This is a genomic window from Pseudomonas sp. DSV-1 (assembly GCF_035830915.1).
Classification (GTDB): domain Bacteria; phylum Pseudomonadota; class Gammaproteobacteria; order Pseudomonadales; family Pseudomonadaceae; genus Aquipseudomonas.
On record NZ_JAYMYG010000001.1, the window covers coordinates 26957 to 38925 of the forward strand.

At 58.1% G+C, this 11969-nt stretch carries 14 protein-coding genes; 11 read left to right on the forward strand and 3 right to left on the reverse strand.

The window, feature by feature from the left end:
• Positions 1–51 precede the first annotated feature (51 nt).
• Complete coding sequence (locus tag VSQ83_RS00140) at positions 52–831, forward strand: exodeoxyribonuclease III (protein ID WP_003437806.1); 780 nt, start codon at positions 52–54, stop codon at positions 829–831.
• A 79-nt stretch (positions 832–910) separates the two neighbouring features.
• On the opposite strand, the gene VSQ83_RS00145 is transcribed toward VSQ83_RS00140, so the two are convergent.
• The gene (locus VSQ83_RS00145) at positions 911–1279 is read right to left on the reverse strand and encodes a DUF4870 domain-containing protein (RefSeq protein WP_019828196.1); all 369 of its coding nucleotides are present in this window, start codon (positions 1277–1279) and stop codon (positions 911–913) included.
• Positions 1280–1328: 49 nt separating this feature from the next.
• Positions 1329–2051 (reverse strand): ribonuclease PH, encoded by a 723-nt coding sequence (rph, locus tag VSQ83_RS00150; protein WP_016782701.1) that lies wholly within the window; start codon positions 2049–2051, stop codon positions 1329–1331.
• A gap of 195 nt (positions 2052–2246) precedes the next feature.
• On the opposite strand from rph, the gene VSQ83_RS00155 reads away from it, so the two are divergent.
• The 6 genes from VSQ83_RS00155 to VSQ83_RS00180 all read left to right on the forward strand — a co-directional run bounded on the left by VSQ83_RS00155 (position 2247) and on the right by VSQ83_RS00180 (position 7564).
• Positions 2247–3110, forward strand: coding sequence for a YicC/YloC family endoribonuclease (locus tag VSQ83_RS00155; protein WP_133075064.1), 864 nt, complete (start codon positions 2247–2249; stop codon positions 3108–3110).
• 13 nt (positions 3111–3123) lie between these two features.
• A complete protein-coding gene (gmk, locus tag VSQ83_RS00160) occupies positions 3124–3744 on the forward strand; it encodes a guanylate kinase (protein ID WP_019828193.1) in 621 nt (206 codons plus the stop codon).
• A 168-nt stretch (positions 3745–3912) separates the two neighbouring features.
• A complete protein-coding gene (rpoZ, locus tag VSQ83_RS00165) occupies positions 3913–4176 on the forward strand; it encodes a DNA-directed RNA polymerase subunit omega (protein WP_016782707.1) in 264 nt (87 codons plus the stop codon).
• 60 nt (positions 4177–4236) lie between these two features.
• Positions 4237–6342, forward strand: a complete 2106-nt coding sequence (gene spoT, locus VSQ83_RS00170; protein ID WP_133075066.1) for a bifunctional GTP diphosphokinase/guanosine-3',5'-bis pyrophosphate 3'-pyrophosphohydrolase — start codon at positions 4237–4239, stop codon at positions 6340–6342.
• 24 nt (positions 6343–6366) lie between these two features.
• Positions 6367–6747, forward strand: coding sequence for a RidA family protein (locus VSQ83_RS00175; RefSeq protein WP_016782709.1), 381 nt, complete (start codon positions 6367–6369; stop codon positions 6745–6747).
• 67 nt (positions 6748–6814) lie between these two features.
• Positions 6815–7564, forward strand: a complete 750-nt coding sequence (locus tag VSQ83_RS00180) for a hypothetical protein (protein WP_326398732.1) — start codon at positions 6815–6817, stop codon at positions 7562–7564.
• A gap of 116 nt (positions 7565–7680) precedes the next feature.
• Here VSQ83_RS00180 and VSQ83_RS00185 read toward each other — a convergent pair whose 3' ends face one another.
• Positions 7681–8538: an SDR family oxidoreductase gene (locus VSQ83_RS00185; protein ID WP_133075068.1), complete on the reverse strand. Its 858-nt coding sequence runs from the start codon at positions 8536–8538 to the stop codon at positions 7681–7683.
• Between the two features lie 189 nt (positions 8539–8727).
• Between VSQ83_RS00185 and exbB the strand changes: the two genes are divergently transcribed.
• The 4 genes from exbB to VSQ83_RS00205 all read left to right on the forward strand — a co-directional run bounded on the left by exbB (position 8728) and on the right by VSQ83_RS00205 (position 11964).
• Positions 8728–9708 (forward strand): tonB-system energizer ExbB, encoded by a 981-nt coding sequence (exbB, locus tag VSQ83_RS00190; RefSeq protein ID WP_133075069.1) that lies wholly within the window; start codon positions 8728–8730, stop codon positions 9706–9708.
• 6 nt (positions 9709–9714) lie between these two features.
• Complete coding sequence (gene exbD, locus VSQ83_RS00195; protein ID WP_019828186.1) at positions 9715–10140, forward strand: TonB system transport protein ExbD; 426 nt, start codon at positions 9715–9717, stop codon at positions 10138–10140.
• Positions 10137–10883, forward strand: coding sequence for a TonB family protein (locus VSQ83_RS00200; RefSeq protein WP_048361365.1), 747 nt, complete (start codon positions 10137–10139; stop codon positions 10881–10883). Before exbD ends, VSQ83_RS00200 begins: the two co-directional genes overlap by 4 nt.
• Before the next feature lie 160 nt (positions 10884–11043).
• Positions 11044–11964 (forward strand): hydrogen peroxide-inducible genes activator, encoded by a 921-nt coding sequence (locus VSQ83_RS00205; protein WP_133075070.1) that lies wholly within the window; start codon positions 11044–11046, stop codon positions 11962–11964.
• Positions 11965–11969 lie beyond the last annotated feature (5 nt).

The window sequence follows — 11969 nt, forward strand, 5'->3', positions numbered from 1 at the left end:
AATTAGTAAGACCGCGTGTATCATACACGCACGTGATTTTTGGGGCCATTTATGCGGATCATCAGTGTGAACGTCAATGGTATTCAGACGGCAGTCGAGCGCGGTTTGCTCAGTTGGCTGCAAGCTCAGAATGCCGACGTTATCTGCCTGCAGGACACCCGCGCCTCCGCCTTTGAACTGGACGATCCAGCTTACCAGCTCGATGGCTACTTTCTTTATGCCTGCGAAGCTGAAGTCCCTGCCCAAGGCGGTGTGGCTTTGTATTCGCGGTTGCAACCGAAAGCAGTCATCACTGGGCTTGGCTTCGAGACGGCCGATCGCTACGGGCGCTACCTGCAAGCCGATTTCGATAAGGTCAGCATCGCGACCTTGTTGCTCCCTTCGGGGCAGAATGGCGATGAAGACTTGAACCAGAAGTTCAAGCTAATGGACGACTTTGCGCGCTACCTTGATAAGCAGCGTCGCAAGCGTCGTGAGTACATCTACTGCGGATCGTTGTATGTGGCGCAGCAGAAGCTCGACATTAAAAACTGGCGTGACAGCCAGCAATCGCCTGGTTTCCTGGCGCCTGAACGGGCCTGGATGGATGAGATTGTCGGCAACATGGGCTATGTCGATGCCCTGCGCGAAGTCAGTCGTGAGGGCGATCAGTACAGCTGGTGGCCGGACAACGAACAAGCCGAGATGCTTAATCTGGGCTGGCGTTTCGACTACCAGTTGCTGACACCAGGCTTGCGTCGCTTTGTACGAAGCGCTCGCTTGCCGCGTCAGCCACGGTTTTCGCAACATGCGCCATTGATCGTGGACTACGACTGGACACTGACTATCTAAGTGTTTGTCGCCGTCATAAAAAATGCCCGTATCGAAAGATACGGGCATTTTTTTGTGCGCAACCCACAAGGTAAATATGTTACTTCAATGGGCGCCAGGTGAAGGGGTAGCGGTACACCACCCCGTCATTGGCCTTCACGCCTGCGATCACCACCAGCACCACGGCACCGATCAGCACCAGGCCGAGCAAGGCGAAGCCGACCAGTATGAACATCAGCACGTAGCAAATGGCAGACGCAATCGCCACGGTGATCTGAAAGTTCAGTGCTTCCTTGCCCTGGTCGTCGATAAAGGGATCGCTTTCACGCTTGAGCTGCCACAGGATCAGTGGGCCGATCAGGCTGCCAAACGGAAACCACATCCCGAGAAACGCCGAAAAGTGACAAAACATGGCCCATTTACGAGCGTCGCGGCTCGGTTGGGGTTTTGAAAGGTCCAGCTCACTCATAGCGTTCTCCGGTGGGTCGTTTGAAGGCTTTGACAATCAATCCGGCTGTTTAGTCCGCCAATGCCGCTTGCTGCAGGGCGAAAATTTCATTCATGCCTTTTTGAGCCAGTGCGAGCATGGCGTTCAGCTCTTCAGGCTGGAACGGCGCGCCTTCTGCAGTGCCCTGAACTTCGATGAAGCCACCGCTGCTGGTCATCACAACGTTGAGATCGGTTTCGGCTGCCGAGTCTTCAGGGTAGTCCAGGTCAAGGACCGGTACGCCCTGGTACATGCCGACCGATACCGCTGCGATCATTTGCTTGATAGGGTCGCCGCCTTTGAGGCCGCCACGCTTTTTGATGATTTTCAGTGCGTCTACCAGTGCAACCATGGCGCCAGTGATGGACGCGGTGCGGGTGCCGCCATCTGCCTGGATCACGTCGCAGTCGACGTACAGCGTGATATCGCCCAGCTTGGACATATCCAGCGCTGCGCGCAGGGAACGACCGATCAGGCGCTGGATTTCCAGGGTGCGCCCGCCTTGCTTGCCGCGGCTGGCTTCGCGTTGGTTACGGTCGCCGGTGGCGCGTGGCAGCATGCCGTATTCGGCAGTCAACCAGCCCTGGCCCTGGCCTTTAAGGAAGCGCGGTACGCCGTTCTCGACGCTGACGGTGCAGATGACTTTGGTGTCACCGAACTCGACCAGTACAGAACCCTCTGCGTGTTTGGTGTAGTTGCGGGTGATGCGGATCGGACGGAGCTGATCGGCAACGCGACCACTTGGACGTTTCATGTGGGATACCTGTACGGGACGGAAAACTGCCGAACATTATAAAGGAAAGGCTATGGCGGTGCAGGACGCGTCGGCTTGTCATCAGGTTGAACGTATTTACGACTGACGTCATTTGGGGCCACCGGCTGCACTGCGTTACAATCGGCGGTCTTAATTGCCGTCAGGCTTAATTCATTGAATCGCGAGGTACCGTCCATGGTGCATAGCATGACCGCCTTTGCCCGCGTCGAAAGCGCCGGCACTCAGGGCACCCTGAGTTGGGAGCTGCGCTCGGTCAACAGCCGCTACCTGGAGCCGCACCTGCGACTGCCTGAATCTTTCCGTGACCTCGAAGGTGCGGTGCGTGAAGCGCTGCGTCAGGGGATTTCCCGGGGAAAGCTGGAATGCACATTGCGTTTCACCGAAGAAACCACTGGCAAGCCGCTGCAGGTCGACCGTGAACGTGCCGCGCAACTGGTGGCCGCAGCCGAGACCATTGCCAGCCTGATCAAGCAGCCAGCACCGCTCAATCCACTGGAAGTGCTGGCCTGGCCCGGCGTTCTGGTGGCGGATGCAAGCGACCCGCAAGCTTTGAATACCCAGGCCCTTGCATTGTTCAAGCAAGGCCTTCAAGAACTCAAGAACGGCCGCGAGCGCGAAGGCGCGGAGCTGGCCCGTTTGATCAGCGAGCGTTTGACGGCGATTGAAGGCGACGTCGAAACCTTGCGTGAGCTGGTGCCACAGATGCTCGCCACCCAGCGCCAAAAGGTGCTCGATCGTTTTGCCGATATGAAGGCTGAGCTTGATCCGCAGCGTCTTGAGCAAGAAATGGTCATGCTGGCGCAAAAAAGCGACGTGGCCGAAGAGCTGGACCGCCTGAGCACTCACATTCTTGAAGTGCGGCGTGTGCTCAAGTCGGGTGGTGCTGCGGGTCGCCGTCTGGACTTCCTGATGCAAGAACTGAATCGCGAGGCCAATACCCTGGGCTCCAAGGCATTCGATCCACGCAGCACTCAAGCAGCGGTCAACCTCAAGGTGTTGATCGAGCAGATGCGTGAACAAGTACAGAATATTGAGTAAGGCATCCCCTGACATGAACCACAGCACTGGCACCCTTTATATCGTTTCTGCCCCTTCTGGCGCAGGCAAGACCAGCCTGGTCAAAGCGTTGATCGACGTTGAGCCGCAGATCCGGGTTTCGGTTTCGCACACGACCCGCGCCATGCGCCCAGGTGAAGTGAATGGCGTGAACTATCATTTCGTCGAGCGCGAAGAGTTCGTGAAAATGATCGAACACGGTGACTTCCTGGAGCGCGCCGAGGTCTTCGGCAACCTTTACGGCACCTCGCAAAGCCATTTGCAGCAGACACTGGATGAAGGTCACGACCTGATTCTGGAAATCGACTGGCAGGGTGCGGAGCAGGTCCGCAAGTTGATGCCGCAGGCGCGTTCGATCTTTATCCTGCCGCCAAGCCAGGAAGCCCTGCGTCAGCGTCTGGACAACCGCGGCCAGGACAGCGACGAAATCATTGATGGCCGGATGCGCGAAGCCGTGAGTGAAATGAGCCACTATGTCGACTATGACTATCTGATCATCAATGACGATTTTGCTCTGGCACTCGAGGACCTGAAGGCCATTTTTCGCGCCAATCGGCTCCAGCAAAAACGTCAACAGCAGCGTTTTGGCAAATTACTGGCCGAACTGCTCGGTTAAACAGCACTTCCCAAAACCCCTGTAAGGGCTTTACATTGGCGCTTACAGAGGTTTTTGGGACAGTGGCCGAAAAATCAGCGCTTCCCTAATGGCTGGTGATTTTTTAAACTGTTCAGTCCGCTCGCCCATCCGGGCAGCGCGCATATTGCATTTGCTACGAGGAAGACCATGGCCCGCGTAACCGTTGAAGACTGTCTAGAACACGTGGATAACCGCTTTGAGCTGGTCATGCTCTCTACCAAGCGTGCCCGTCAACTGGCCACCGGCGGTAAAGAGCCACTGGTGCAGTGGGAAAACGACAAGCCTACCGTTGTTGCCCTGCGTGAAATCGCAGAAGGCCTGATGAGCTACGAGTTTATCGCCAACGCTGAAATCGTCGAAGACGAACCGCTGTTCGCAGCGTTCGAGGACGAGTCCAACGAGGCGAACTAAGCCTATGCCCGGTCGACGTAGCACGGCGAAGGGTAAAAAGTTTTGGCAGGAGGTTTCCTCATGCCGAGCATAGACGCCCTCGCCGATCGCTTGTCGGCGTACCTCGGCCCGGACCAGGTCAATCTGGTCCGCCGGGCGTACTTCTACGCAGAACAAGCCCACGACGGCCAACGCCGACGTAGCGGCGAGCCTTATGTCACGCACCCGCTGGCAGTGGCAAACATCCTTGCCGACATGCATATGGACCATCAAAGCCTGATGGCGGCCATGCTGCATGACGTAATTGAAGACACCGGTATTGCCAAGGAAGCGCTTGTCGCGCAGTTCGGCGAAACCGTGGCCGATCTGGTCGATGGAGTCAGCAAGCTGACTCAGATGAACTTCGAAACCAAGGCCGAAGCCCAGGCTGAAAACTTCCAGAAGATGGCCATGGCCATGGCGCGCGATATCCGCGTGATCCTGGTTAAGCTGGCCGATCGTCTGCACAACATGCGTACCCTCGAAGTGCTGTCCGGCGAAAAACGCCGACGGATTGCCAAGGAAACCCTGGAAATCTACGCGCCCATTGCCAATCGGCTGGGTATGCACAGCATTCGTATCGAATTCGAAGACCTCGGTTTCAAGGCGATGTACCCGATGCGCTCCGCGCGCATTTATCAGGCGGTAAAGCGCGCCCGGGGCAATCGCAAGGAAATCGTCAACAAAATTGAAGAGTCGCTCAGCCACTGCCTGGCCATCGATGGCATTCAGGGCGAAGTCAGCGGCCGTCAAAAACACATCTACGGCATCTACAAGAAGATGCGCGGCAAGCGCCGGGCCTTCAACGAGATCATGGATGTTTACGCGTTCCGGATCATCGTAGACAAGGTCGATACCTGCTACCGCGTGCTGGGTGCTGTACATAATTTGTACAAACCCCTGCCGGGGCGTTTCAAGGACTACATCGCCATTCCCAAGGCCAACGGCTATCAGTCGTTGCATACCACGCTGTTTGGCATGCATGGCGTACCGATCGAAATTCAGATCCGTACCCGTGAAATGGAAGAAATGGCCAACAACGGTATCGCTGCCCACTGGTTGTACAAATCCAGTGGCGACGAGCAGCACACGGGCACTCACGCCCGGGCGCGGCAGTGGGTCAAGGGCGTGCTGGAAATGCAGCAGCGCGCAGGCAACTCCCTCGAATTTATCGAAAGCGTGAAGATCGACCTGTTCCCGGACGAGGTCTACGTGTTCACGCCCAAAGGCCGGATCATGGAGCTGCCCAAAGGCTCCACAGCGGTCGATTTTGCTTACGCGGTTCACACCGATGTCGGCAACAGCTGCATTGCGTGCCGGATCAACCGTCGTCTCGCGCCGCTGTCCGAGCCGCTGCAAAGTGGCTCCACGGTCGAAATCGTCAGTGCTCCCGGTGCCCGTCCCAACCCGGCCTGGCTCAATTTTGTGGTGACTGGCAAGGCGCGTACGCACATTCGTCATGCTCTCAAACTGCAACGCCGCTCCGAGTCGGTCAATCTGGGCGAGCGCTTGCTGAACAAGGTGCTTAACGGCTTCAACAGCTCGCTGGACAAGATTGCGGCCGAGCGCGTTCAGGCGATGCTCCAGGAATACCGCCTGGAGCAAATCGAAGACCTGCTCGAAGACATCGGGCTGGGCAATCGCATGGCCTACGTGGTGGCCCGGCGTCTGCTGGGCGAAGGCGAGGCGCTGCCGAGCCCTGAAGGTCCGCTGGCGATTCGCGGTACAGAAGGTTTGGTGCTCAGCTACGCCAAATGCTGTACGCCGATCCCGGGGGATCCGATTGTTGGCCATCTGTCGGCAGGCAAAGGCATGGTTGTGCACCTGGACAACTGCCGCAATATCAGTGAAATCCGCCACAACCCCGAAAAGTGCATCCAGCTGTCGTGGGCCAAGGACGTTACCGGCGAATTCAACGTCGAATTGCGCGTCGAGCTGGAACACCAGCGCGGCCTGATTGCGCTGCTGGCCAGTAGCGTCAACGCCGCCGACGGCAACATCGAAAAGATCAGCATGGACGAACGCGATGGTCGCATCAGCGTGGTCCAACTGGTGGTCAGCGTGCACGACCGTGTGCACCTGGCTCGCGTGATCAAAAAACTGCGCGCCCTTACCGGGGTTATCCGCATCACTCGTATGCGTGCGTAGCCATCTAATTACAAGGAGTCACCCATGTCCAAGACTGTTATCACCAGCGACAAGGCACCTGCTGCAATCGGTACTTACTCTCAGGCGATCAAAGCTGGCAATACTGTCTACATGTCCGGTCAAATCCCGCTGGACCCAAAAACCATGGAACTGGTTGAAGGTTTTGAAGCCCAGACCATTCAGGTATTCGAAAACCTGAAGTCGGTAGCTGAAGCCGCTGGTGGTTCGTTCAAGGACATCGTCAAGCTGAACATCTTCCTGACTGACCTGAGCCATTTCGCCAAGGTCAACGAGATCATGGGCACATACTTCGAACAGCCTTACCCGGCCCGCGCCGCCATCGGTGTTGCCGCCCTGCCAAAGGGTTCGCAGGTAGAGATGGACGCTATTCTGGTAATCGAGTAACACCCTCGGCGCAGCGTTTTCATGCTGCGCCACCCCCCGCTCTTCCTTGTTTCAAAAGGACCCCGCCATGCGCAAAGCGCTCGTGTTGTCACTGCTCACTTTTGTTTTGGGTGGTTGTGCCAGCGTACCCGCCCACCGCGACATCAGTGGTGTCTGGATCAATCAGGCCGCGATCGACGCAGCTGCCAATGGTGGCAACTTGCGCGAAGCCCTGCTGGCCTATGGGCCGAACCTGGAATGGGACATCGACGTCAAAAACGCCACCGCTCACTACACCAACGGCTTTGAGTCAGTGGAAGGCAAACTGCTGCCTGCCGATGATGGCATGTGGCAAGTCAGCTTGTATGGCAGTGAATCCACCGGCTTGAGCCTGGAAGGAGAAACGCTGATCCAGGCCGAGACGGAAGCAGAGCCGCGCCAGCCTTTTGTGCGCTCACAGGTCAACGTTGCAAGCGACGCGCCACTGGGTACGAGTTTTGAGGCGGCGCTCAACTCCGCTTATATGGGCGGGCAGTGGCGTGTCGTCAGTGGTGTGGGCCAGGGCAACCCTGTGACGTTTTCAGCGAACGGTCAGGTCAAGGGCCTGCCCAATATCCAGCGTTACGTGTTGTGCCTGGCGGGCGATTGCGCCTCGATGAGCGGCGAGTACGACAGCCTCTGGTTGCAGCAGGGTGAGTTGGGAGCGGCGCACATTTTTGTCCGCGATGGCCGCAAACTGGAAATCTTCCAGGCGCTGGATGCTTCTGCTCCGGATGACATGCCCCAGTTTTACCCGGGCAAGCGCGAGTGGTTGTTAGAGAAGCTGTTGCCCAATTAAATGCTGTGTGGGAGCGGGCTTGCTCGCGATCCAGTCGGCGCGGTCTGCCAAGCAAATGGCGGCGATATCATCGCGAGCAAGCCCGCTCCCACAAAGAACCCAGCCAACATCAAGCCTCAGTCCTTCTCCCCCAGAATCTCGGCATACCCCTCGCGAAAGCTTGAGTAGCGCGGCTCCCAGCCCAGCGCCTTGGCGCGTGCGTTGCTGCAACGCTTGCTGCCTGCCCGGCGGACGCTTGTCTCGGCAGCCCATTCAGTCACGCCCAGGCGCTCGCGCAGCCAGCTCACTACCTCGGCCAATGGCACCGGCGCGTTGTCGACACCGATGTAGCAGTCATCCAGGGCTTTACCCTGGCGGTCTGCCTCAAGCAAAAAGGCCAGAAGCCCGCCTGCGTCATCGGCATGGATACGGTTGCCATACATCGGCGGGTCGGTGGGCACGCGATAACCTTTGCGCACCTGCCCCAGCATCCATTCACGGCCAGGCCCGTAGATCCCGGTCAGGCGCACGACGCTGGCCGCGATACCGCTGCTGATCGCCACCTGCTCAGCCTCGAGCATGATCCGCCCCGAGTAGGCTGTTGCCTGGGCTGGGGACGTTTCGTCCACCCACTCCCCATCCTTTTGGGCAAAAACGCTGCTGCTGGACACAAACAACAGGCGCTTTGGCCGCTGGCCGTTCTGCTCAAGCCAGCCCAAGGTGTTTTTCAATCCGTCGACATAGGCCGCCTGATAACCCGCCTCGTCATGATCGGTCGCAGCCGCGCTGTACACCAGATAGTCGATCTGGCCGGTTGGCCAGTGCGCCGGGCATTGCTCACTGAACAAGTCGCCCGCCACCCCGATGACACCCGCAGGCAAACGGTCGATGGAGCGTCGCAGGCCATACACCTGCCAGTCATCACCGAGCAACTGAGTGGCCAGGCGGCTGCCGATATCACCGCATCCGGCGATCAATACAGAAGCTTTTGGCATCGCAAAATTCCTAATGAAAAGTTACAAAACGACGTGATTTGACACGACCTAAGTCGTGACTTTCGAAAAAAACAGATGCTATTGCTTTTGTTAACAAGAATTACTTGCAATAATAACGCATCATTTTGCCCTTGGTCTTACACCGCGTTGTAGGGCATTACCTCATTACTTTCCTCAGGTCCGGCTAGCATGACACGCAATCATCCCACCGCTTCGCCAACCCAGCCTTTGAGCCCAACACGCGTCTGGCGTGGGGTTGCGGCGCTGATGTTCAGCTTGATGTTGGCACCTGTCGCGGCCTTTGCCGACGAGCCTGCTGCCCCTGCCGTTCAGGCTGCTACTGCAGCTGCTGCCCCTGCACCTGTCGCTACCCCGGGTGCGACTGATCCTACACTGGTTGAGGGCGCTGTTGCCCCGGCCGATGACGCGCCGCAAATTGTTGCCGAAGAAGAAAACAGCCTGGGCATGGCCCATGATCTGTCGCCTTGGGGCATGTACAAGAACGCGGACATCGTCGTCAAAATCGTGATGATCGGTCTGGCTATCGCTTCGATCATCACCTGGACCATCTGGATTGCCAAAGGCTTTGAAGTGCTGGGCGCCAAGCGTCGTCTGCGCGTTGAAATCGCCAACCTGAAAAAAGCCCGCACCCTTAAAGAAGCCAGCGACACTGCGGCCAAGGAAGGCACGCTGGCCCACCTGCTGGTCCAGGACGCCCTTGAAGAAATGCGCCTGTCGGCCAATAGCCGCGAAAAAGAAGGCATCAAGGAGCGTGTGAGCTTCCGTCTTGAGCGTCTGGTAGCCGCGTGCGGTCGTAACATGAGCAGCGGCACGGGCGTACTTGCCACCATTGGTTCCACTGCACCGTTCGTAGGTCTGTTCGGTACGGTATGGGGCATCATGAACAGCTTCATCGGTATCGCCAAAACCCAGACCACCAACCTGGCCGTTGTTGCGCCGGGTATTGCCGAAGCCCTGCTGGCCACGGCACTGGGTCTGGTTGCCGCGATCCCTGCCGTAGTGATTTACAACGTTTTCGCCCGCTCCATCACCGGCTACAAAGCCCAGGTGGCTGATGCGTCTGCTGAAGTGTTGCTGTTGGTTAGCCGTGACCTCGATCACCTGCCGCCTGAGCGTAGCTCGCAACCGCACATGGTGAAAGTGGGGTAATCGGCCATGGGCCTGCATTTAAAAGAAGGCGATGACGATCTCGCCGAGAACCATGAAATTAACGTCACCCCTTTTATCGACGTGATGCTGGTACTGCTGATCATCTTCATGGTGGCAGCACCGCTGGCCACTGTGGATATCAAGGTTGACCTGCCCGCTTCGACGGCCAAACCGGCGCCTCGCCCCGAGAAACCCGTGTTCCTCAGCGTCAAGGCTGACCAGCGGCTGTATCTGGGCGAAGAACCGGTCACGGTTGAAGCGTTGGGCCCGACCCTGGATGCCAGGACCCACAACAACAAAGACACGACGATCTTCTTCCAGGCCGACAAGGGCGTGGACTACGGTGACTTGATGAGCGTGATGGATGCTTTGCGCGCAGCCGGTTACTTGAAGGTGGGTCTGGTCGGACTTGAGACGGCAGCCAAGAAATGACCATAGCGCGCCAAAAGATGACGCGTTACGCAACCAGCCTGGCCGTGGTATTGGGTGTCCATGCAGTGGCAGTGATTCTTGCCCTGCAATGGTCCAGCCCGCGCGCGATCGAACTTCCGCCGCAAGCGATGATGGTTGATCTGGCACCACTGCCGGCACCGCCTCCTCCTGCGCCGCCAAAAGTGGTGACACCGCCACAACCGCCGGCGCCAGTGGAAGAGTTGCCGATACCCAAGCTGGCCGAAGCGCCCAAGCCGAAGATTTCTGTACCCAAGCCGGTCAAGCCCAAGCAAAAGCCTCAGCCGCCCAAGCCTGTGGAAAAACCGGACCCGGTCAAAGAGAAACCTTCAGAAGAGAAACCCAGCGACGCGACGCCGACCAAGAACACCAGCGAGAAATCCGCTGCACCGGCCCCGGGGCCGTCTGCGCAACAACTGGCGGCCAAAGCCAGTTGGGAAGGCACCTTGCTCAGTCACTTGGGCAAGTACAAGAAGTACCCGCCTGCTGCGCAATCCCGTGGCAAGGAAGGCCTGAACCGTCTGCGCTTCGTGGTGGATGCTGAAGGCAAGGTACTGTCCTACGAGTTGGTAGGGCGTTCAGGCAATGCTGATCTGGACAGGGCGACCCTGGAAATGATTCGCCGGGCACAGCCATTGCCCAAGCCGCCGCCCGAGATGCTGACCAATGGCAGCATCGAGATCGTGGCACCCTTCGTTTATTCCATCGATAAACGTCGGCGATAACACCGCAAAGGGCACCTCAGGGTGCCCTTTGTGCATCTGCGAGCAAGATAAATCAGCCCTGCCTTTGATTAGCGACTGTAGCTCTTGGGGCAATGTCTGATAACGTGCGTCTATCGATTGCAGCCGCTATGCTTGGCCCGCAACCACAGGGACGCACGCTATGACGCTTACAGAATTACGCTACATCGTTACCCTCGCCCAAGAGCAACATTTCGGCCACGCTGCCGAACGTTGCCACGTCAGCCAGCCGACCCTGTCGGTGGGTGTGAAAAAACTGGAAGACGAACTCGGTGTGCTGATTTTTGAGCGCAGCAAAAGTGCGGTACGCGTAACCCCGGTGGGTGAAAGTATCGTGGCTCAGGCACAAAAAGTGCTGGAGCAGGCGCAAGGTATTCGCGAGTTGGCACAGGCGGGTAAAAACCAGCTGACGGCCCCGCTCAAGGTCGGCGCGATCTACACCGTGGGCCCGTACCTGTTCCCGCACCTGATTCCACAACTGCACCGGGTTGCCCCGCAGATGCCGTTGTATATCGAAGAAAACTTCACCCACGTCCTGCGCGACAAGCTGCGTAACGGTGAGCTGGACGCGATCATCATCGCGCTGCCGTTTCAGGAAGCCGACGTGCTGACCTTGCCGCTGTACGACGAGCCGTTTTACGTGCTGATGCCCAGTGAGCACCCGTGGACCAAAAAAGAGACCATCGACGCCAGCCTGCTGAACGACAAGAGCCTGCTGTTGCTGGGCGAAGGTCACTGTTTCCGCGATCAGGTCCTGGAAGCGTGCCCGACCGTGGCCAAAGGCAATGATGGCGCCATGCACACGACGGTTGAGTCCAGCTCGCTGGAAACCATCCGCCACATGGTCGCGTCCGGCCTGGGTATCTCGATTCTTCCGTTGTCGGCCGTCGACAGTCATCACTACGCACCCGGTATCCTGGCTGTGCGCCCGTTGACCCCTCCGGTGCCGTTCCGAACCGTCGCCATTGCCTGGCGCGCCAGCTTCCCGCGGCCCAAGGCAATTGAAATCCTCGCCGACTCGATCCGCCTGTGCTCGGTGGCCAAGCCGCCTGCTGAGAAGTAATTACG

Coding starts and splice junctions, on each gene's coding strand:
- VSQ83_RS00140 (WP_003437806.1), top strand. CDS start 52: ATGCGGATCATCAGTGTGAACGTCAATGGTATTCAGACGGCAGTCGAG.
- VSQ83_RS00145 (WP_019828196.1), bottom strand. CDS start 1,279: ATGAGTGAGCTGGACCTTTCAAAACCCCAACCGAGCCGCGACGCTCGT.
- rph (WP_016782701.1), bottom strand. CDS start 2,051: ATGAAACGTCCAAGTGGTCGCGTTGCCGATCAGCTCCGTCCGATCCGC.
- VSQ83_RS00155 (WP_133075064.1), top strand. CDS start 2,247: ATGGTGCATAGCATGACCGCCTTTGCCCGCGTCGAAAGCGCCGGCACT.
- gmk (WP_019828193.1), top strand. CDS start 3,124: ATGAACCACAGCACTGGCACCCTTTATATCGTTTCTGCCCCTTCTGGC.
- rpoZ (WP_016782707.1), top strand. CDS start 3,913: ATGGCCCGCGTAACCGTTGAAGACTGTCTAGAACACGTGGATAACCGC.
- spoT (WP_133075066.1), top strand. CDS start 4,237: ATGCCGAGCATAGACGCCCTCGCCGATCGCTTGTCGGCGTACCTCGGC.
- VSQ83_RS00175 (WP_016782709.1), top strand. CDS start 6,367: ATGTCCAAGACTGTTATCACCAGCGACAAGGCACCTGCTGCAATCGGT.
- VSQ83_RS00180 (WP_326398732.1), top strand. CDS start 6,815: ATGCGCAAAGCGCTCGTGTTGTCACTGCTCACTTTTGTTTTGGGTGGT.
- VSQ83_RS00185 (WP_133075068.1), bottom strand. CDS start 8,538: ATGCCAAAAGCTTCTGTATTGATCGCCGGATGCGGTGATATCGGCAGC.
- exbB (WP_133075069.1), top strand. CDS start 8,728: ATGACACGCAATCATCCCACCGCTTCGCCAACCCAGCCTTTGAGCCCA.
- exbD (WP_019828186.1), top strand. CDS start 9,715: ATGGGCCTGCATTTAAAAGAAGGCGATGACGATCTCGCCGAGAACCAT.
- VSQ83_RS00200 (WP_048361365.1), top strand. CDS start 10,137: ATGACCATAGCGCGCCAAAAGATGACGCGTTACGCAACCAGCCTGGCC.
- VSQ83_RS00205 (WP_133075070.1), top strand. CDS start 11,044: ATGACGCTTACAGAATTACGCTACATCGTTACCCTCGCCCAAGAGCAA.